The sequence below is a fragment of the Kluyvera sp. genome, assembly GCF_965301105.1.
This window is the reverse complement of sequence record NZ_CBDKZX010000004.1, coordinates 78,196-98,375: the sequence shown is the minus strand read 5'-3', so window position 1 is coordinate 98,375 and position 20,180 is coordinate 78,196. Positions and strand designations below refer to the sequence as shown.

At 55.1% G+C, this 20,180-nt stretch carries 20 protein-coding genes; 9 read left to right on the top strand and 11 right to left on the bottom strand.

Features of this window, described 5'->3' with window-relative positions:
* The first annotated feature begins 27 nt into the window (after positions 1-27).
* The 7 genes from fabI to osmB all read left to right on the top strand — a co-directional run bounded on the left by fabI (position 28) and on the right by osmB (position 7,932).
* Complete coding sequence (gene fabI / locus ACW14G_RS02960) at positions 28-813, top strand: enoyl-ACP reductase FabI (RefSeq protein ID WP_223802478.1); 786 nt, start codon at positions 28-30, stop codon at positions 811-813.
* A 244-nt stretch (positions 814-1,057) separates the two neighbouring features.
* Positions 1,058-2,215 (top strand): CMD domain-containing protein, encoded by a 1,158-nt coding sequence (locus ACW14G_RS02955; protein WP_249021924.1) that lies wholly within the window; start codon positions 1,058-1,060, stop codon positions 2,213-2,215.
* A gap of 80 nt (positions 2,216-2,295) precedes the next feature.
* Positions 2,296-4,230 (top strand): exoribonuclease II, encoded by a 1,935-nt coding sequence (locus tag ACW14G_RS02950; RefSeq protein ID WP_223802476.1) that lies wholly within the window; start codon positions 2,296-2,298, stop codon positions 4,228-4,230.
* 135 nt (positions 4,231-4,365) lie between these two features.
* Positions 4,366-6,351, top strand: a complete 1,986-nt coding sequence (pdeR, locus tag ACW14G_RS02945) for a cyclic di-GMP phosphodiesterase (RefSeq protein ID WP_419057594.1) — start codon at positions 4,366-4,368, stop codon at positions 6,349-6,351.
* An 81-nt stretch (positions 6,352-6,432) separates the two neighbouring features.
* Positions 6,433-6,615 (top strand): YciZ family protein, encoded by a 183-nt coding sequence (locus tag ACW14G_RS02940; RefSeq protein WP_249021927.1) that lies wholly within the window; start codon positions 6,433-6,435, stop codon positions 6,613-6,615.
* A gap of 72 nt (positions 6,616-6,687) precedes the next feature.
* On the top strand, positions 6,688-7,437 hold the full coding sequence (yciT, locus tag ACW14G_RS02935) for a DNA-binding transcriptional regulator YciT (protein ID WP_163448927.1): 750 nt from the start codon (positions 6,688-6,690) through the stop codon (positions 7,435-7,437).
* A 276-nt stretch (positions 7,438-7,713) separates the two neighbouring features.
* Positions 7,714-7,932 carry an osmotically-inducible lipoprotein OsmB gene (gene osmB / locus ACW14G_RS02930; protein WP_064545993.1) on the top strand — a complete coding sequence of 73 codons (219 nt, stop codon included), beginning with the start codon at positions 7,714-7,716 and terminating at the stop codon, positions 7,930-7,932.
* An 84-nt stretch (positions 7,933-8,016) separates the two neighbouring features.
* Here osmB and yciH read toward each other — a convergent pair whose 3' ends face one another.
* The 5 genes from yciH to pgpB form a co-directional block, all read right to left on the bottom strand.
* Positions 8,017-8,343: a stress response translation initiation inhibitor YciH gene (yciH, locus tag ACW14G_RS02925; RefSeq protein ID WP_163448926.1), complete on the bottom strand. Its 327-nt coding sequence runs from the start codon at positions 8,341-8,343 to the stop codon at positions 8,017-8,019.
* Positions 8,343-9,077: an orotidine-5'-phosphate decarboxylase gene (gene pyrF / locus ACW14G_RS02920; protein ID WP_191091005.1), complete on the bottom strand. Its 735-nt coding sequence runs from the start codon at positions 9,075-9,077 to the stop codon at positions 8,343-8,345. The genes yciH and pyrF overlap by 1 nt, the downstream gene beginning before the upstream one ends.
* Before the next feature lie 150 nt (positions 9,078-9,227).
* Positions 9,228-10,397, bottom strand: a complete 1,170-nt coding sequence (lapB, locus tag ACW14G_RS02915; protein ID WP_249021928.1) for a lipopolysaccharide assembly protein LapB — start codon at positions 10,395-10,397, stop codon at positions 9,228-9,230.
* A 6-nt stretch (positions 10,398-10,403) separates the two neighbouring features.
* A complete protein-coding gene (locus tag ACW14G_RS02910; RefSeq protein ID WP_163448923.1) occupies positions 10,404-10,712 on the bottom strand; it encodes a LapA family protein in 309 nt (102 codons plus the stop codon).
* A 169-nt stretch (positions 10,713-10,881) separates the two neighbouring features.
* Entirely contained in the window at positions 10,882-11,607 is a 726-nt protein-coding gene (gene pgpB / locus ACW14G_RS02905; RefSeq protein WP_249021929.1) for a phosphatidylglycerophosphatase B, read from the bottom strand.
* Positions 11,608-11,774: 167 nt separating this feature from the next.
* Between pgpB and ribA the strand changes: the two genes are divergently transcribed.
* Positions 11,775-12,365: a GTP cyclohydrolase II gene (ribA, locus tag ACW14G_RS02900; protein WP_035896308.1), complete on the top strand. Its 591-nt coding sequence runs from the start codon at positions 11,775-11,777 to the stop codon at positions 12,363-12,365.
* Between the two features lie 45 nt (positions 12,366-12,410).
* On the opposite strand, the gene ACW14G_RS02895 is transcribed toward ribA, so the two are convergent.
* From ACW14G_RS02895 to ACW14G_RS02885, 3 genes are read right to left on the bottom strand one after another with little or no spacing between them, the layout of a single operon-like run.
* Positions 12,411-13,538: an ABC transporter ATP-binding protein gene (locus ACW14G_RS02895; protein WP_455648471.1), complete on the bottom strand. Its 1,128-nt coding sequence runs from the start codon at positions 13,536-13,538 to the stop codon at positions 12,411-12,413.
* A gap of 12 nt (positions 13,539-13,550) precedes the next feature.
* Positions 13,551-14,453: a carbohydrate ABC transporter permease gene (locus ACW14G_RS02890; RefSeq protein WP_455648470.1), complete on the bottom strand. Its 903-nt coding sequence runs from the start codon at positions 14,451-14,453 to the stop codon at positions 13,551-13,553.
* Complete coding sequence (locus ACW14G_RS02885; protein WP_163448919.1) at positions 14,446-15,336, bottom strand: carbohydrate ABC transporter permease; 891 nt, start codon at positions 15,334-15,336, stop codon at positions 14,446-14,448. Before ACW14G_RS02885 ends, ACW14G_RS02890 begins: the two co-directional genes overlap by 8 nt.
* Before the next feature lie 196 nt (positions 15,337-15,532).
* On the opposite strand from ACW14G_RS02885, the gene ACW14G_RS02880 reads away from it, so the two are divergent.
* Entirely contained in the window at positions 15,533-16,381 is an 849-nt protein-coding gene (locus ACW14G_RS02880) for a helix-turn-helix domain-containing protein (RefSeq protein ID WP_167576052.1), read from the top strand.
* 20 nt (positions 16,382-16,401) lie between these two features.
* On the opposite strand, the gene bglB is transcribed toward ACW14G_RS02880, so the two are convergent.
* Genes bglB through ACW14G_RS02865 form a run of 3 tightly spaced genes read right to left on the bottom strand, consistent with a single transcriptional unit; the run spans position 16,402 to position 19,982 of the window.
* Positions 16,402-17,511 (bottom strand): beta-galactosidase BglB, encoded by a 1,110-nt coding sequence (gene bglB, locus ACW14G_RS02875; RefSeq protein ID WP_249021930.1) that lies wholly within the window; start codon positions 17,509-17,511, stop codon positions 16,402-16,404.
* A 9-nt stretch (positions 17,512-17,520) separates the two neighbouring features.
* Positions 17,521-18,813, bottom strand: a complete 1,293-nt coding sequence (locus ACW14G_RS02870; RefSeq protein ID WP_249023329.1) for an ABC transporter substrate-binding protein — start codon at positions 18,811-18,813, stop codon at positions 17,521-17,523.
* Positions 18,813-19,982, bottom strand: a complete 1,170-nt coding sequence (locus tag ACW14G_RS02865; RefSeq protein WP_163448916.1) for an oligogalacturonate lyase family protein — start codon at positions 19,980-19,982, stop codon at positions 18,813-18,815. Before ACW14G_RS02865 ends, ACW14G_RS02870 begins: the two co-directional genes overlap by 1 nt.
* Between the last annotated feature and the right edge of the window lie 198 nt (positions 19,983-20,180).

Here is a 20,180-nt window from a genome sequence, read left to right as displayed (position 1 = left end):
CACCATCAAGAGAAGGATGATTACGCTATGGGTTTTCTTTCCGGCAAACGTATCCTGATTACCGGCGTCGCCAGCAAACTGTCCATCGCCTACGGCATTGCCCAGGCGATGCACCGCGAAGGGGCCGAACTGGCGTTCACGTATCAGAACGACAAACTGAAAGGCCGCGTGGAAGATTTCGCCGCCTCGCTGGACTCGCACATTGTGCTGCCGTGCGACGTGGCGGAAGACGCGAGCATTGAAGCGCTGTTCAGCGAGCTGGTAAAAACATGGCCACAGTTTGACGGTTTCGTTCACTCGATTGGCTTTGCTCCCGCCGACCAGCTCGACGGCGACTACGTCAACGCGGTCACCCGTGAAGGCTTTAAAATCGCCCACGACATCAGCTCATACAGCTTCGTGGCGATGGCGAAAGCCTGCCGTGGGATGCTGAACCCCGGTTCAGCCCTGCTGACGCTTTCCTACCTCGGCGCAGAGCGCGCCATCCCCAACTACAACGTGATGGGCCTGGCGAAAGCGTCGCTGGAAGCTAACGTCCGCTATATGGCTAACGCCATGGGGCCGGAGGGGGTTCGCGTCAATGCTATCTCCGCAGGCCCGATTCGTACGCTGGCCGCCTCCGGTATAAAGGATTTCCGAAAAATGCTCGCCCATTGCGAAGCGGTTACGCCGATCCGTCGTACCGTGACCATTGAAGATGTTGGTAATTCCGCCGCCTTCCTGTGCTCAAACCTGGCCGCCGGTGTTTCCGGTGAAGTACTGCACGTTGACGGCGGCTTCAGCATTGCGGCCATGAACGAGCTGGATCTGTAGCCCCGATTCCAGGCCAGATAAGCGCAGAGCCATCAGGCAAATTGGCGCATATTGCCGGATGGCGGCGTAAACGCCTTATCCGGCCTGGAGCCCCCTCCCGCCTTTGTTATTCCAGTCAGTTATTAATTATCGCCGAACAATATTTTCTCCCTCGTCACGCATGCGCCAGGATATTTATCCATAACGATCCGGCAACATCTCCTTCGACGCTGCTGGCTCGCCACCTTCAGATCAAGGAACTCCCATGGAGCCACGCCGCGTTTCCGGCAAAAACCACTGGTATCACGAGACCCAGTCGAGAACCCAACACAGCGACGTGATGCCGCTGGTTCCTGAAGCTGCGCACGTTGACGACCGTTTTTTACTCGACCTCGTCCTGCCTGATGCGCTGCTTAATGCCAATCAGCGCTGGCTGAACGCTGGCCGTAAGCTGGCTAATTTACTGTTTCCGGATACCGTTCCGGTGAACCGTCTGCGCACGTTCAGCGATTACGACCGCCTGAGTACCGCCCTGACCGTGGCGCAGGTTTCCGGCGTTCAGCGGCTGTGTAACCACTATGCCGCGCGTCTCGCCCCTCTACAGGGGCCTGACTCATCGCGAGAAAGTAACCGTCGGCTGGCGCAAATGACGGAATACGCACGTCAGCTTGCCAGCTCGCCGTCCATCATCACCCCGCGTGCGCGCCAGCAACTGGACGGCGTAGGGCTCACGCTGCACGACATCATTCTGATTAATCAGATTGTGGGCTTTGTCGGCTTCCAGGCCCGCGTCGTCGCCCTCTTCCAGGCGCATCTGGGCTTTCCGGTGCGCTGGATCCCCGGCATGCCGGTGCAGGAGGATTCAGACGCCGATCGCTTTAATAATGAAAGCGCGCAGTGGCACACCGATCTGGAGGTTATCGAAGCCCACCAGGCCAACACCCCGCAAGGTGAAGCGCTCTCCCGCTGGCAAAATCTGCCAGAACTGCACGCGCTGGCGCCGGTGCTGGCGCACGAGGAGACGCTGTTGGCCGGGTTCGGCGAACTCCTGGATGCCCTGACGTTTACGCATCCGCTGCTGCCGCTGTCGGCGCTCATTCCCGCGCGCATCAACGGCAGCGTGAGCTGTTTCAACTACAACAGCGGATTATGGCAGGGCGCCAGCGGCCTACCCGAGGCGGTACGCAACGGTGAACGGGCGATTCTGGCGTGGAGCCACCATTTCCCCTGCGAACGCGCGCTCGCTCAGGCCACACAGTTACTGACCCGCGCGCCGGACCGCTTTAGCGCCGCGCAGCTGAACCCGCTTATCGAGCACGGGCTATCGACGCCTGACGCTATCACCCTGCTCACCTGGAGCGCATTGAGCGGTTGGTTAAATCGCCTGCACATCGCGCTCGGAGCCGCACAACAAGTTACGTAAAAGGTGAAACAGCGCTTGCTGCGTCCTATGGATTCGCGTAAAAATGACAGCCGCTCTTTTGGCCACGAAAATAGATCAATATGCTTCAGGACAACCCGCTGCTTGCGCAGCTAAAACAGCAACTCCATTCCCAAACGCCCCGCGCGGAAGGGGTCGTCAAAGCCACGGAAAAAGGTTTCGGTTTCCTCGAAGTCGACGCACAGAAAAGCTACTTTATTCCGCCGCCGCAGATGAAAAAAGTGATGCACGGCGACCGTATTATTGCGGTGATCCACTCTGAACGCGAAAAAGAGAGTGCAGAGCCGGAAGAACTGGTCGAGCCGTTCCTGACCCGCTTTGTGGGCAAGGTGCATCGTAAGGACGATCGTCTGTCTATCGTGCCTGACCATCCGCTGTTGAAAGACGCCATTCCTTGCCGCGCCGAACGCGGCGTAACGCATGATTTTAAAGAGGGTGACTGGGCCGTTGCTGAAATGCGCCGTCATCCGCTGAAAGGCGATCGCAGCTTCTACGCCGAGCTGACCCAATTCATCACCTTTGGTGACGACCACTTTGTGCCATGGTGGGTTACCCTCGCCCGTCACAACCTGGAAAAAGAAGCGCCGAACGGCGTCGCCACCGAGATGCAGGACGAAGGCCTTGAGCGCCGCGATCTCACCGCGCTGGATTTTGTCACCATCGACAGCGCCAGCACCGAAGATATGGACGATGCGCTGTACGTGGAAGAAGCCGCCGATGGCAAGCTGCTGCTGACCGTCGCCATCGCCGATCCTACCGCCTGGATCGTGGAAGGCAGCAAGCTGGACAACGCCGCGAAAATTCGCGCGTTTACCAACTATTTGCCGGGCTTCAACATTCCGATGCTGCCGCGCGAGCTGTCTGACGACCTCTGTTCGCTGCGCGCTAACGTGGTGCGCCCGGTGCTTGCCTGCCGCATGACGCTGGCCGCCGATGGCACCATCGAAGACAACATTGAGTTCTTTGCCGCCAGTATCGAGTCAAAAGCCAAACTGGTGTACGACGACGTCTCCAACTGGCTGGAGAACACCGGTAGCTGGCAGCCACAGAGCGAAGCAATCGCACGCCAGATTACCCTGCTGCAGCGCGTATGCCAGGCTCGTAGCGAATGGCGTCAAACCCACGCGCTGGTGTTTAAAGACCGTCCGGACTACCGTTTTGTGCTGGGTGAGAAAGGCGAAGTACTGGATATCGTCGCCGAGCCGCGCCGCATTGCTAACCGCATCGTTGAAGAGTCAATGATTGCGGCGAACATCTGCGCTGCTCGCGTACTGCGCGATAAACTCGGTTTCGGCGTTTATAACGTCCACACCGGGTTCGCGCCGGATAACACTGAAGCGTTGGCGGCCCTGCTGAAAACGCATGATGTGCACGTCGATCCGCAAGAGGTGCTGACGCTGGCCGGTTTCTGCAAGCTACGCCGCGAGCTGGACGCACAGCCATCTGGCTTCCTCGACAGCCGTATCCGTCGCTTCCAGTCATTCGCTGAAATCAGCACCGAGCCGGGTCCGCACTTTGGTTTAGGTCTTGAAGCCTACGCCACCTGGACCTCACCGATTCGTAAGTATGGCGATATGATTAACCATCGTCTGCTGAAGGCGGTGATTAAAGGTGAAAGCGCCTCACGTCCGCAGGATGACATAACCGTGCAGATGGCCGAGCGCCGTCGCCTGAACCGCATGGCAGAACGCGACGTCGCTGACTGGCTGTATGCGCGCTACCTGAGCCCAATGGCAGGTACAGAGACGCGCTTTGCCGCTGAGATTATCGATATCAGCCGCGGCGGTATGCGCGTGCGCCTGGTCGATAACGGCGCGGTCGCCTTTATTCCAGCGCCGTTCCTGCATGCCGTGCGCGACGAGCTGGTCTGCAGCCAGGAGAGCGGCACCGTGCAGATCAAAGGCGAAGTGGTCTATAAGGTCACCGACGTCATTGATGTCACCATCGCGGAAGTCCGCATGGAGACGCGCAGCGTGATTGCCCGCCCAGCCGCATAATATTCCCCAAGCGGCCCCTTTCGGGGCCGTTTTTTTATCTACTGCTCACCGACTCTCTTTTTTCTCAGCGAAAAAGCCGAAAAACGTTCACACTGAATACCATGGCATCCGCACGCAGATGGACGAGAGGAAGGTATGGTCAAGTCTCTGGCACAAAATCTGCTCGACCCAAACTCCAGCGAAACCAGCCTCTACTGGCGTTTGTCGCGTGCCGAACCGACGCTGCTTTTAGGGACGGATCCCGATGCGAATGCCGACTTTGCCGTTCCGTTAAGTGACGAAAACGCCAGCCGTATTCGCGCCATGAGCGTTACCACGTCCAGCATCGCCCTGAATATTCAGCTTAACGGCTATGACGTCCCTCTGCATTTAATTGGCCGCAAGGTCAGTGGTACCGAATGGGCCGGTACCGCCTCTTCCTGGTTTGATACCTCTTCCGTCGCCCGCGATCTGTTACAAGGCCTGCTGTTTGCCGAACAGGTGGTATCGGAAGCCAACGCCGTGATCGTCATTCTCGACAGAGAAGGCAAAATTCAGCGCTTCAACCGCTTATGCGAAGAGTATACCGGCCTCAAAGAACAGGACGTCATCGGTAAAACGGCGTTCGAATTGTTTATGTCGGCCCCGGAAGCCGCAGCGGCGCGGGAAAACGTCAGCCGTTTTTTTACCAACGGCGGGCCGTATGAAGTTGAGCGCTGGATCAAAACGCGTAAAGGCTCACGCCTGTTTTTATTTCGCAACCGCTTTGTACACAGTGGCAGCGGCAAAAACGAGATCTTTCTCATCTGTTCCGGAACCGATATTACCGAGGAACGCAAAGCCCAGGAGCGTCTGCGGGTGCTGGCCAATACTGACACCATTACTGGCCTGCCCAATCGGCACGCGATCAATGAACTGATTGGCCGCGCGATGGATAACCGTCAGGGCGACCATCAGGTGGGTCTTGTCTATTTCGACCTCGACAACTTCAAGAAGGTGAATGATGCCTACGGCCACGTCTTTGGCGACCAGCTGTTGCAGTCTGTCGCGCTGTCGATTTTAAGCTGTCTGGAAGACGGCCAGACGCTGGCGCGGCTCGGTGGCGACGAGTTTATCGTCCTGGCGGTGAATACCTCGCAATGCGCGCTGGAGGCGATGGCGTCACGGGTGCTGACCCGCCTACGCGATCCGTTTCGTATCGGCCTGATTGAGGTCTACAGCGGCTGTTCACTCGGCATTTCGCTCGCACCGCAGCACGGGGAAGACCGTGAGAGCCTGATTCGCAATGCCGACACTGCGATGTACACCGCGAAAGAAAAAGGCCGCGGACGCTTCAGCGTCTTTTCCCCCGAAATGAATCAGCGGGTGTTCGAATATCTGTGGCTGGATACTAACCTGCGCAAAGCGCTGCAAAGCGATCAACTGGTCATCCATTATCAGCCCAAAGTGGCGCTAAACGGCGAAATTCAGAGTCTGGAAGCGCTGGTACGGTGGAATTCGCCAGAGCGCGGGTTAATTCCGCCGCTCGACTTTATCTCTTACGCCGAAGAATCCGGGCTGATTGTGCCGCTGGGGAGCTGGGTCATGCTTGAAGCCATTCGTCAGTTGGCTTACTGGCGAGACCGCGGTATTCATCTGCGCGTGGCCGTCAACGTTTCGGCGCGCCAGTTGGTCGATCAATCCATTTTTAGCGACCTTAAACAGGCGCTTAAGGCTCAACACTTTTCTGAATGCCCGATAGATATTGAGCTGACCGAAAGCTGCCTGATTGATAATGCTGACCAGGCTCTGGAGGTCATTCAACAGTTTCGCTCACTCGGCGCGCAGATTCACCTCGACGATTTCGGTACCGGCTATTCGTCGCTGTCGCAGTTGGCGCGTTTCCCCATCGATACTATCAAGCTGGACCATAGTTTTGTGCATCATGTGCATAAACAGTCGGTTTCCCAGTCGCTGGCGCTGGCGATTATTGCCGTCGCCCGTGCGCTTAATTTGCGCATTATTGCCGAAGGGGTGGAGGATGCTGACGACGACGCATTCCTGGTGCAAAATGGCGTTGACGAGCGGCAAGGCTACTATTTTGCCCGCCCTATGCCCGCTGCCGAACTGGAACGCTGGCTGGAGGCGCGTCAGGGGTTATAAGGTAAGCCTTTTTTTCACTTCTCTTTTGTCTGTAAATTTTGCATCATTGATTTCAATCGAATTTATCAACAGGATCCCACCATGTCCGAGCTCGATGCGCGTCAGGTAGCCAAACGTATTGATACCGTATTGGATATTCTGGTCGGCGGTGACACCCACTCCGCCATCAACAATCTGGAAATATTAAAAGCAGAACTGCTGGCTCACGCCGCGGACGAACGCGACAACAGAACAGGTCAGCCTAAATCCCCGTGGGAAATCTGACGTCCTTTGCCCAGCGAACAGCGGTGCTCAGCCTGACAGCCGCCTTCGCGTAGAGAAATTGATCGATTTATTATGAATGCCCGACAGCAAACAATTTTACAACTGGTCATCGATAAAGGCCGCATGAGCGTTGCCGACCTGGCAAAAATGACCGGCGTTTCGGAAGTGACGATTCGTCAGGATCTGAATCTGCTGGAAAAGCAGAGTTATCTGCGCCGTACCCACGGTTACGCGGTCCCGCTGGATAGCGAAGACGTAGAAACGCGCATGATGAACAACTTCGCTCTCAAGCGCGAACTGGCCGAGTTTGCCGCGTCTCTGGTGCAGCCCGGCGAAACGGTGTTTATCGAAAACGGCAGCAGCAATGCCCTGCTGGCGCGTGCGCTGGCGACGCAACCAGACATCACCATTATCACCGTCAGCAGCTATATCGCCCATCTGCTGAAAGAGACGCCGGGAGAAGTGATTCTGCTGGGCGGCATTTATCAGAAGAAAAGTGAAAGCATGGTTGGCCCGCTGACGCGTCAGTACATTCAGCAGGTACACTTCAGCAAAGCATTTATCGGTATCGACGGCTGGCAACCGGAAACCGGGTTTACCGGCCGCGACATGATGCGCGCAGATATCGTCAACGCGGTACTGGAGAAAGGTAGCGAAGCGATTGTCCTGAGCGACAGTTCGAAATTCGGCGCCATTCATCCGTATGCACTGGGGCCGATGAACCAGTTCAGCCGGGTGATTACTGACGATAATCTGGCAACGGAAAAGCAGCTACAGCTTGAGCAGTCCGGTTTGACTGTGAATATTGTGCCACGTCCCTGATTGACCCAACCCGGTGTGTCGCCGCATCGGGTTTCTTGTTTCCCCTTCCCGCCTCGCTATGAGAGTTTTCCGACCCCGGAATTAAGACTTTTTACCTGTCAGCGACATCACGAAATCGTAAAATTAATGTTAGCGATATAACAGGAAGTAACTATCACTTACGTGACTTTTAGCAATAAAATTTACAACCTGCGCAACAAGCTTCACAGGAGAAACCTCTGGCAATGGCTATACTTAAGGTGCTCTTCCGTGAATAGAATATTCAGGAGAAATAAAATGACTTCAATGAGCAAGAAAATGGCTGCCGCGATGGTAGCAGTAACGCTGGTCATGTCGCTGAGCGCATGTTCTAACTGGTCCAAACGCGATCGTAATACCGCACTGGGCGCCGGTGCAGGTGCCATCGGTGGCGCTGTGTTAACCGACGGTAGCGCGCTGGGTACTCTGGGCGGTGCGGCGGTCGGTGGGATCATCGGCCACCAGGTTGGTAAATAAGCTAATTCAGAACGATTATCAGGGCCCCGACAATGTTCGGGGCCCTTTTCATTGGTCGTTTGGCAATCTGACCAGGAGGACGCCTTAACCGCCTGCCAGCTTCACCTTCATACCTTTTGCTTCCAGCAGCGTTTTCAGCAGGTCGCGTTTGTCGCCCTGAATTTCAATCACGCCATCTTTCAGCGCGCCGCCACAGCCGCATTTTTTCTTCAGCTCAGCCGCCAGTTTCGCCAGCGCGTCGTCATCCAGGTCAATCCCGGTAATCAGGCATACGCCCTTTCCTTTACGCCCGCTGGTCTGACGTTGAATGCGTACGATGCCATCCCCCCTGGGGCGCTCCGCAACGGCTTTAGGTTCGTCAATACGCCCGGTTTCCGTGGAATAAACCAGACGGCTGTTAGAATCGCTCATTACGCCCCCAGATTTAATGATGCGTTAATGTCGCGCAGCGTCTGCGCCGGATCGGCAGACTGAGTCACCGGACGGCCAATAACCATATAGTCAACGCCCGCCGCCAGCGCCTGCTCCGGCGTCATGATACGGCGCTGATCGCCCGCCGCGCTGCCCGCCGGACGAATCCCCGGCGTCACCAGTTTGAACGCCTGCCCCAGCTCCTGCTTGAAGCGAACCGCTTCCTGCGCCGAGCAAACGACGCCATCCAGGCCGCAGTTTTTGGTCAATGCCGCCAGCTTCGCCGCGTAATCCGCCGGCGCCAGGGTAATGCCCAGATCCTGCAGATCGCTGGATTCCATGCTGGTCAGCACGGTGACCGCAATCAGCAGCGGCGCATCGTTACCAAAGGGCACCAGCGCTTCACGCGCGGCGGTCATCATCCGCGCACCGCCGGAGGCATGCACGTTTACCATCCACACGCCGAGATCGGCCGCTGCCGCAACCGCGTGCGCCGTTGTGTTTGGAATATCGTGGAATTTCAGGTCCAGGAAGATATCAAAACCGCGCTGCTGTAAATCACGCACCAGCTGCGGGCCAAACAGCGTAAACATCTCTTTGCCGACTTTCAGACGGCAATCGCGCGGGTCGATACGGTCAACGAAGGCCAGCGCCTTGTCACGATTATCATAGTCGAGGGCGACAACAACGGGAGAAGATGTGGTAACACGAGAAGAAGATGAAGCAACGGACATGACTGGACCTTCTTGTTGATGGGCACGCGCGGTGCAGAAAAGGTAAACGGGCAGCATTCTACCTGCGTGACCCCGCAGGCACAATGGCAGAGGCGGCAACGGTTGGGGAAATTAAAGGATGTTGTAACTAAGTGGATAGTTTTTTATAAATTACTGACCATCAAGTCCGCGAATCGGTTTAATGGTCGACCACGCGCGGCACGACGGGCAGTGCCAGTACAGCGTATAGGCCGTAAAACCACATTTCTGACAGCGGTAGCGCGGTTTGCTGCGCACCTGTTCACCAACCATATCGCGTAGCACCATCAGGCTCTCTTTCGCGCGCCCTTCTTCCGCTTCGTTGAGATGGTAGTCCATCAGTTTGTGGAACACGCGCATCGTGGGATGACGCTGGAGCTGGCGGGTGACGTAGGTTTGCGCCGCGTCGCCGCCTTTGCTCTGCTCAACCACCTGCGCCAGCATCAGTTCTGCCGTCGCACCGGTGTTTTCTTCCACACAGCGCTGAAGGAAATGTTCCCACTCCTTCTCTTTACCCAACTGTTGATAGCAGGTTTGCAGCATTTCCAGCGTTTCGCTGACCAGCTCTTTATCCTGGTCAATCACCCGTAGCAGGCTGTCCATCGCTTTGGCGTAATCACCTTTCGCCATCCACGCTCGCCCCATCCCAATAGAGACGCGAGCGCTGGAAGGGTCCGCCGCCGCACCGCGTTTGAGCAGCGACATGGCTTTATCCAGCTCGTCGTTACCCATCTGCTGAAGCGCCAGTTCGCACCAGAAATGCGCGATTTCGCCACGATGCTTATCTTTACCCAGCTTCACCAGGCGTTCGGCGGTATCAATCGCCTTCTGCCAGTCGCTAGTCGCCTGGTAGATTTGCAGAAGCTGCTGAAGCGCGCTGATACGAAAATCGGTTTCGTCGACCAGCTGGTTGAACATGTCTTCCGCACGATCGTACAGCCCGGCGGCCATATAGTCGCGGCCAAGCTGTTGTACCGCCAACAGGCGCTGGTCGTAAGTGAGAGAAGCGCTTTCCATCAGCGTCTGGTGAATGCGGATAGCCCGGTCAACCTCGCCGCGCGAGCGGAACAGATTGCCCAGGGTCAGGTGCGCTTCCACGGTACCGGTGTCCTCTTTGAGCATATCGAGGAACAGGTCAACCGCTTTATCCTGCTGGTTGCTTAAAAGAAAGTTCACCCCTGCCACGTAATCACGTGACAAGCGGTTCGCTTCGTCCTGTTTGGACTGTTGCGCACTTCTGCGGCCCATATACCAACCGTAGGCGGCGGCGACGGGTAAAAGCAGAAACAACAACTCCAGCATAGATGATTATTCCTTCGCCGCCGGAACTTCCGGCGCTACCGTAGTGGCCGTCTCAGGGGCAAGTTGATGTTCCAGACGTTTGATTTTACGTTCGGCACGCAGCAGCGAGACGCGCACGCGCAGCCAAAACAGGCCGCAGACCAGCCAGCCAATGGCGAAGCCCACGGCAAACAGCACCGCCAGCAGCGTTGAAATTCGGAATTCACCCTGTGCCAACAGATAATTGAAGGTCACAAGCTGATCGTTTTGCGCACCCAGCGTCACTGAGATGACGAAAATCGCTAACACCAATAAAAAAATGAGTAGGTATTTCACATTACTTCCCGTTATGCGGCTTCTGCAGTGGCGACACAGCACCTAGCCTTATAAAATAACATCTTCACCGCGACGACGAAATGGAAAAGCGTTCCGCAAGCCTTAGATCTGTGGGTTAGCGTGCGGAAAATCAACCCTTTTCCCCTTTTCATCGTATCGCGCCCTGTTTTTATGTCTCTTTTTTCCACGGTCCACAGTACCGCACCGCCAGCCAGCTGGCGAGCGTCGCCAGCAGCCACGACATGACCGTTGCCATCATCAGGTCCAGCGGCCAGTGCATTCCCAACAGCAGGCGACTGCCCATCACCGTGACCGCCCAGGCCATCAGGAATGCCACCGCCAACGCCCGACGACGCGACCACAGCAACCCAACCGCCAGCAGTGCCCAGGTTGCGGCAAACATGGTGTGCCCGGACGGAAAGGCAAAACCGGTCTCTTTTTGCCAGTGATGACGCAAAAAACCCGGTATATCATGCTGTTGTGCCAGCTGTTCTTTCACCAGCGCCGAACGTTCGCCCCGCTTTAAAGTGTAGAACTGCTCGACCGGAATTTGCTGTGTTTTTTCCAGCCAGATAACAAACGGTCGCGGCTCTTGTACCACCCCTTTAACCAGCGATTTTGCGCCCTGCCCCAGAAGCACCGCCGCGCTGAGAATGATCGCCAGGATGATTGCCCCACGAAGGCGTGGCCTTAGCGCCCAGAGAAACAACGTACACAGCAGCAGATGAGTGATAATTCCCCACGGCTGGGTGACCGTTTCCGTCACCGCATACAGCGCCTGAAGCCACCAGCCGCTCGGCCCCGGCAGCCACTGCCAGCCGGAGAACCAGACCGTCAATGGCATCAGTAAAAGCAGGATGGCGCCAATAAGCGTTCGTCGGGCGATGGTCGACATTTTTCTTCCTTTTTTCAACGAGGTTACCGCGCGAAAACCTCATAAATGTTCAATTTTGTGCGCTTTACCGGCGGTCACCCGCGCACGATTAGGTGAAGTAAAGCACGTTGTGGCAAAATAAGGAAAACAGAAGGCGTCGCTGACGCTAACATAATCTGGAGAATCACATGCAGCTTAAACGTGTGGCAGAAGCCAAACTGCCAACCCCCTGGGGCGATTTCCTGATGGTGGGCTTTGAAGAACTGGCAACCGGGCACGATCACGTCGCACTGGTTTTTGGTGATATTACCGGGCAAACGCCGGTGCTGTCGCGGGTACACTCGGAATGTTTAACCGGCGACGCGCTGTTTAGCCTGCGCTGTGATTGTGGTTTCCAGCTTGAGGCCGCGCTGTCGCACATTGCGGAAGAAGGCCGTGGGATTCTGCTTTATCATCGTCAGGAAGGCCGTAACATTGGCTTGTTGAATAAAATTCGCGCCTACGCACTGCAGGATCAGGGCTACGATACCGTAGAGGCCAACCACCAGCTCGGTTTTGCCGCCGACGAACGCGACTTCACCCTGTGTGCCGATATGTTCAAACTGCTGGGCGTCGACGCGGTGCGTCTGCTGACCAACAACCCGAAAAAAGTCGAAATTCTGACCGAAGCGGGCATCAATATTGTGGAACGTGTGCCGCTGATTGTCGGGCGTAACCCGAAAAATGCCCACTATCTCGACACCAAAGCGGCGAAAATGGGGCATCTGCTGAGTAAGTAATGCCGTGGTTGCCGTTTTGCTTTAAAACGGCAACCTTTTCCTGCCTTACAGCGAGATATTCTGCTCGCTCTGCGCATCAAAGATGTGACACTTCTCCATCTCAAAACGGAACCATACCTGGCTATGCAGGCCAGCGTCGAGAATCCCTTTAGCCTCGTCCGAGGGCATCCGCGCCGTCATCTCAAATTCGCCGACCTGTAGATAGAGGAAGAATTCGTGCCCCATATTTTCCGCGCGAATCAGCGTCCCGCGTCCACAGCCCTGAGCAAACGGCTGAGTGGAGACGGTAACATATTCCGGACGAATGCCGAAAAAGACGTCTTTATCAACGTAGTTTGCCACTTTACTCTGCTGCTGAGCGCTCAGAGGCAGTGTGTCATGGCCCACAGTAATATGCAGGCCGTCGTCTTTTATGACGATTTTCGCCGGTTTGATGTTCATTTCCGGCGCGCCGATAAAGCCAGCCACAAACATATTTTGCGGATAATGGTATAGGTTGTCCGGGGTATCTACCTGCATGATGTGGCCAAGCTTCATCACGCAGATACGGTCGCCCATGGTCATCGCTTCGGTCTGATCGTGGGTAACGTAAACGGTGGTGGCCGGCTTGCCGGATTTCTTCAGCTGCTTGTGCAGGTCGGAAATACGGATACGCATGGAGGCACGCAGCTTGGCGTCCAGGTTAGACAGCGGTTCATCGAACAGGAACACGTCCGGCTTTTTCACAATCGCGCGGCCTACGGCCACACGCTGTGCCTGACCACCGGAGAGCTGACGCGGCAGACGGTCCAGCAGCTCTTCCAGCTCGAGGATTTTCGCCGCTTCGTTTACCTGGGCGTCGATCTGATCTTTCGGCATTTTGCTCAGCTTCAGGCCAAACGCCAGGTTCTCACGCACGGTCATGTGCGGATACAGCGCGTAGTTCTGGAACACCATCGCAATCCCGCGCTCTTTCGGCGCGAGGTTGTTGACGATCTTCTCACCGATGCGGACTTCGCCGCCGCTGATGGTTTCCAGGCCAGCCAGCATACGCAGGGTGGTGGATTTGGCGCAGCCGGACGGACCGACGATAACCATAAACTCACCTTCTGCGATTTTCAGGTCGATACCATGTACCGCTTTGAAGCCGTTGGAGTACACTTTTTCCAGTTTGTTGAAAATAACTTCAGCCATGATATATCCCTCTTAACCTTTAATTCCGCTGCTGGTAACGCCCTGTACGAAGTAGCGCTGCGCCAGGAAGAACACAATGATGGATGGCAGAATGGAGATGCTCGCCATTGCCAGAATTTCGTTCCACGGCGCCCCTTCGGTGACGTCGATGGACATTTTCAGTGCCAGTGCAATCGGGTACTTATCAACGCTATAGACGTAGATCAGCGGGCCGATAAAGTCGTTCATGGACCACATGAACTGGAACAGGGCGACGGAGATAATCGCCGGCTTCAGAATCGGTACCACCACATACCACAGCACCTGGATGGAGTTACAGCCGTCAATCTGCGCCGCTTCTTCCATGTCACGCGGTACGCCGCGCAGGAACTGAATCAGCATGAAGACGAAGAACCCTTGCGTGGCGAAAGCGGTTGGCAGGTACAGCGGCAGATAGCTGTTCAGCATGCCCATTTCGCGGAACATCAGATACTGCGGGATCAGCAGTACGGTGCTCGGCAGTAGCATGGTGGCAATCAACGTAGCAAACCAAAACTTCTTCCACGGGATCTCGAAGCGGGCAAAACCATAGGCGACGACGGTGGAGGAAATGATGGTCAGAATGACTTTCGGGATCACATACTTAAAGGTATTGATCATGTAGTGACCGAAATTGTACTCGGTACCGGTTTTCCAGCCGTTAATAAAGCCGTCCCAGGTGGCGTGCGACGGCCAAAGATTCAGCGTGGTGAAGATTTCGTGGTTCGGTTTGAACGATGCCGAGAACATCCACGCCAGCGGGTAAAGCATCATCAGCCCCACGACCAGCAAAATAACGTAACGCACGGTCCGGCTGATTTTTTCACGGCGCAGCGTACGAGCTACTTCGCGCGCAGCTTCCTCTTTGGTAGATAAAACGGATTGCAACTCAGCCATTTTTGCCTCCCTTATCGGCAGAGTAGAACACCCAGTATTTCGAAGACTTAAAGGCAATCGCCGCAAAGACGGCTACCACCAGGAACAGCACCCACGCCAGCGCTGCGCCGTAGCCCATATCAAAGTATTTGAAAGCGGTATCGTAGATGTAGAGCGAGAACAAGTAGGTGTAGTAGGTTGGGCCGCCGCCGGTGATCACATAGGGGCCGGTGAACTCCTGGAAGGTCCCGCTGGTCTGCATGATAAAGTTGAAGAAAATGACGGGCGTAATCAACGGCACGGTCACCTTGAGGAACATTTGCCACTTCGTCGCGCCGTCGATCATCGCCGCTTCGTACTGCGATTGCGGTACGTTTTGCAGCGCCGCGAGGAAGATAACCATCGCCGAGCCAAACTGCCACACGCGCAGCAGCGTGACCGAAATCAGCGCCAGCGACGGTTCGCCCAGCCAGTTGATCGGATCGACGCCAATCACGCCCAGCATGCTGTTAAACAGGCCGTCGATGGCGAACAGCGCGCGCCACAGTACCGCGATAGCCACCGAACTGCCGAGAATCGACGGGATGTAGTACGCGGTGCGGAAAAAACCAATGCCCCGCAGTTTAAAATTGAGCACAAAGGCAATACCCAGCGCAAACGCCAGTTTCACCGGAATGGTCAAAAAAACGTAGACAAAGGTCACCGCCATCGATTTCCAGAACAGTGAGTCTTCCGTCAGCATATACCGATAGTTTTCGATGCCGGTAAATTGCGGAGGACTCATCAAATCATACTGGGTAAAACTTAATAAAAATGACGATATAAACGGGAAGGCGGTAAACACCAGCAACCCGATTATGTAGGGTGATATCCATGCCAGACCTAATAACTTATTCTCGTTCATAGATTCCTCTAATATAATAAAGACGTACTGTATCGCGCATCGTCGCGATGGACGAGGCAGTGATCTTTATCACATTCAATATTAGCTAATAAAAATTAGCTGTGAACTCTCGCAAATTAATGAAAAAACATTTCATTTCTTTGTAATAAAATCCTATAGTCGAGAAATAATCTCAACTTCCATGAAGGCTATTGCCATGGCACTACGTCGGCACGCAACCTATTCACCGGATAACGCGTCATTGATGATCAAGCACATCGCTGACCAGGACATCTGCCCGCTGCACGCCCATGACTTTTACGAAATGGTCTGCGTCTCCTCAGGAAGCGGCATGCACGTCATTGACGGTATCTCCTGGCCCATCAGTCGTGGTTCGGTGTTCGTGGTGGCGCCTCATGAAGAGCACTATTTTGAGAAAGTAGAAAAACTTTCCCTGCTCAATATTTTGATCCGCCCCGCCTTTCTCACTGACACGCTACTGACGCTGCTTGCTGACTTTGCGCCTGAAAAACAGTTTATGGCCACCCACCAGACCATTGTGCACAGTACATTTTACACCAACCTATTAAATGAAGAATTAAGCCATAATTTGGCGCATCAACCACTCATGCTGGAAACATTGTTTACTCAGCTGGCGATATTTTTGCAGCGCGGCCATATTAGCCAGGCGGCTGATAATTGCGTAAAAGAAGATTCAATCATATATTTATTGAATTACTTACATCACAATTATGCAAATGACAAATTAAGCATCGATTATCTGGCACAAAAATTTAATATTCAGAAACGCATGCTGGAACGTAAAGTCCAATCGATTACCGCCCTGACGCCAAATGACTACATTACTCACGTGCGTTTGTGTCATGCGATGAATTTGTTGGTTACCTCTGAGCAATCTATTACCGATATCGCCTATCTGTGCGGTTTTAACGACAGTAACTACTTTTCCCATCGCTTTAAGCTTTTCTTCGGCATACCGCCGCGCACGGTGCGCAAATATGGTCTCTTCCCGCTGATCAGCCACCGCAGCGCGCTCCAGTCATAGACCGGAGCGCCGTTCATGGTTCAGATAAACAGGTTCTGATACTCGATCAACGCCAGCATCGCCATCGCCTGTCCATAAGGCATGGTGGTACGTTCAATATTGCGATAGTAGTCAAGATCCTTACCCATCCCTGTACCGAAAGAAACATTTGCCAGTTCACCCTGCGGGTTAATCTGCCGCATCACGCCTTCCGCTGCGGCAATCCCCGTCGCGAGAAAACGTTTATCGATATAGCGCAGACGTACCGCTTTCAGAATGCCATACGCAAACCCCGCCGAAGCCGACGATTCCAGATAAGAGTTCGGGTCATCCAGCAGCGTGTGCCATAACCCACTTTCTCTATCCTGCCGCTGCGCCAGAGCCGCTACCTGCCGCGTTAGCTGGCCCAGCAAGAACTCGCGCACCGGGTCGCCTTCCGGCAGGTCGAGCATCTCGATAAAGTCCGGGATGGCCACCGTCACCCAGCTGTTGCCGCGCCCCCAGAGCGCGTTAGCATAGTGATGGCGCCCCTCAAAGTTCCAGCCGTGATACCACAGACCGGTCGGCGCATCGCACAGGTACTGCGAATGCAGTAGGAACTGACGCTTAGCCTCGTCCACCCACCGTGGACGATTGAGCACCAGCCCGGCCTTCGCCAACGGCATCACGCTCATCATCAGCGTATCGTCCCATAGTTGCTGATGATGCGCGAAATTGAAGGTCATATGCTGCAGGCCACCCAGCTCGGTACGCGGCATGTCATGCATCACCCAGTTGGCCCAGATGTCGATGTAACGCCGCCATGGCGAGTGGCCCGTCTCTTCATACAACGCGGCGAGCGTCAGCATTGGCGCCATAGTATTGACGTTTTTGGTCGGCATGCCTTCGCGAAAACGGTCGGTAAACCACTGTTCGATGATTGCCATCCAGCGCGGGTTACGCGTCTGCAGCCAGTATTGCCACAGGCCATACAGACCGATGCCGTGAGTCCATTCCCAGCCGCCCCACCCTTTGGTATCGACCACCCGTCCATCCGCCAGCGTCATGAGAAATGCGCCGTTCTCATCACGAATATTCACCAGCGCGTCAATCAGCTTTTCCGTCATCTGCACCGTCTGTTCCGCGCTAAACTGCAGTTGCTCTCTGTCCATGAAAACCTCTTATTTCATCGGTGTATGTTTGCGCAGCGCGCGTTTGGCGGTGCGCTCGAACTCTTTGGCGGCGTCTTCAGCGCTGATTTTGCCGTAGTCAATCCGCTGGGTCAGATCCAGCCAGTACTGTTCGATCTCCGGGTTTTTAAAGTACGGCGAGACGTAGACGTTATCCGACGGCATGCTCTCCACCAGCTTAAGGCCGGTAATCACCGGATCGTTCGGCTGCGCCATATTGTTTTTCATCACGTATTCCGCCGCCGCTTTACTCACCGGGAAGCCTCTTTCCAGCCCCATCAGCGCGACGCCTTCCGGCTGATTAAACATGTAATCCATCAGCATCGCCGCCTCTTTGGGATGCTTCGTGTTGCGGCTAATGGCGAATATCATCGACGGTTTGATAAATAACCCGGCATCCTTCGCCCCCGGCAGCAGCGGATAGGGACCCACTTCCAGTTTTGCCGGTGGCGCCAGGGTATCTTCATACTTTGCGACTGCCGAACTCATCAGGTTAGAGCCGCCGAATTCACCGTTGATCCACGGCTTCATTTCAAACGGCTGCGCTTTACCAAACGACTGAATATACTTCTGACTTGGCAGGACGTGTTCGTTCACCAGTTTCTGATAGACGTTGACAAATTCCAGCCACTGCGCCTCGTTGTAGGTAAACTCCCCTTTTTCGTTGAGCATCGGCTGGTTGTACTTCTGCACCATCCACGAATTAATGAGTTCCATTGAAGTGGTGACTATAGCCGGATAGTAATTGTCGCCAAGCTTCTCTTTAAAAATCTTTCCGGCGGCGTACAGCTCATCCCAGGTTTTCGGATAGGCAAGCCCGACCTTTTTCCAGGTTTCGGTGTTGTAGTAGAGAATGGGCGCCACCAGCGAAACGGGCAGCCCCTGCACTTTGCCGTTCACCGTCACGGTCCCCAGCTTGCCCGCGTAGTTTTCCAGCCCGACCTCTTTGCTGAGCTGATTGAGATCGTAAAAGCCATCACCGGATCGTGAGAACACCTGTATCCAGCTCCAGTCAAGCTGCATGACATCCGGTTCATTTTTCCCTGCTATCTGGGTGGAGAGGCGTGAAACGAAACCATCCCAGCCGGTATATTCAGCCTTCACCTTAATGTTGGGATGCGCCTGCTCAAAGGCGCGAATGGTTTTCAGGGTATTCTGGTGACGCGAGTTCGCCCCCCACCAGGAGACGCGCAGGGTTACGCTGTCGCTATCTTCCGCCATTGCCGGCGCAATGCAAAATATGCCGCCGCAGGCCAGCAGCAACGAGAGTGCTATTTTTTTCATCATAAATGTCCTGTCAGCAGTGCGGAGACATCCGCCAGGTAAACGGCAGGTAATCCCTCGCGATCGGAGGTATAAAGTACGTGGCGCAGATCCGGGCTAAACGACGGGTGTGGATGACTTGCCTGACACTGGCCGTCAATCACTCGCCATGAGGTATCGTGGCGAACAATCCGCCGCGTTTGCTTCTCGCCCGGCGCAAACAGATAGAGCCAGGGGTCTGTCAACGCCGCATAACCGCCCTCGTCGGTGAGATCCACCGGCGTTCCGCAGCCGTCGCCCACCAGCAGCGAGCCATCAAAATTGCTCATCAGATGTGAACAAGCGGGCATCGGCATGACTTTTTCGCGCTGCGTGCTGCCCGCCAACGTCTGGCAGATATGGCGCTGATGCGTCTCTTTATGCAGGGAGACGAAAATAATGCGCGAACCGTCCGGCACCCAGAACTCATGGGTAAAGGTTTCCTCTTCGTCCTGGCTCACCGGCGCGGAAAGCCCCGTCTGGCGCTGATGCAACCAGATACGGTTGCGAATCAGATCGTGCGGTCCTTCATGACAGTACATGATGGTATCGATATCGCCGGGGCGAAAGCCGGGGTGTCCTAACCAGCGCGGCTCTTCAAACAGTTGTTCGCTGCGACCGGAAGCAAGGTCGATCACTTCACAGCGGGTGGTCGGGTTCATATGATACTGTCGCTGGAAATCACTCCAGTCGTGCAACGGCAGGTAACTTTCCGCCGACAGCGACATGCCGATCATTTTTCGGCCACTGCTGTCGGGCGCCCAGGCACTGGTGCTTACCCACTGGGCAGGCAGTTGGTACAGTACCTGTTCCTGCAAGGTATCCAGCTCTACACGCACGATTTGCCGGTTGTGGCGCATAAAGATCAGCGCGCTATCGTCATCAGTGATAAACCCGTCAAAGCTATTATCGCCAGCCCCATCGGTGAGCTGGCGCAGCGTGCTCTGCTCAAGATCGAGCAGCCAGTAGTTCCAGTTGCCCTGTTCAACGCCGCCAATCAGCAGCTGTGTTCCTCCCTGTAAAAAGCACTTTTGATAGAAATAGTTGCGATGAAAAATGCGCCCCAGTGGCGTTAAGCGCATAACGCGAACGCCGGTCACCGGATCGATTTCGGTGGTAAAAGTAAGCGGAGTGATATCACCCTTGGCCATAGTTTCCTCAATATCAGGCGTGGACGATGGGCTGACAGCTCAGAATGTCAGCGCGTCTGTGAAGCAGTCCTCCCAGACGCAGACATCAGCATGCCAACGGCGTCAGGAAATAACCTTTGAAATAAGGACAAAATACGGCGACGAGTGACGCATTAATCAAGGTTGCAGCGTTATCATTAATAATCACAGGAATGCTCA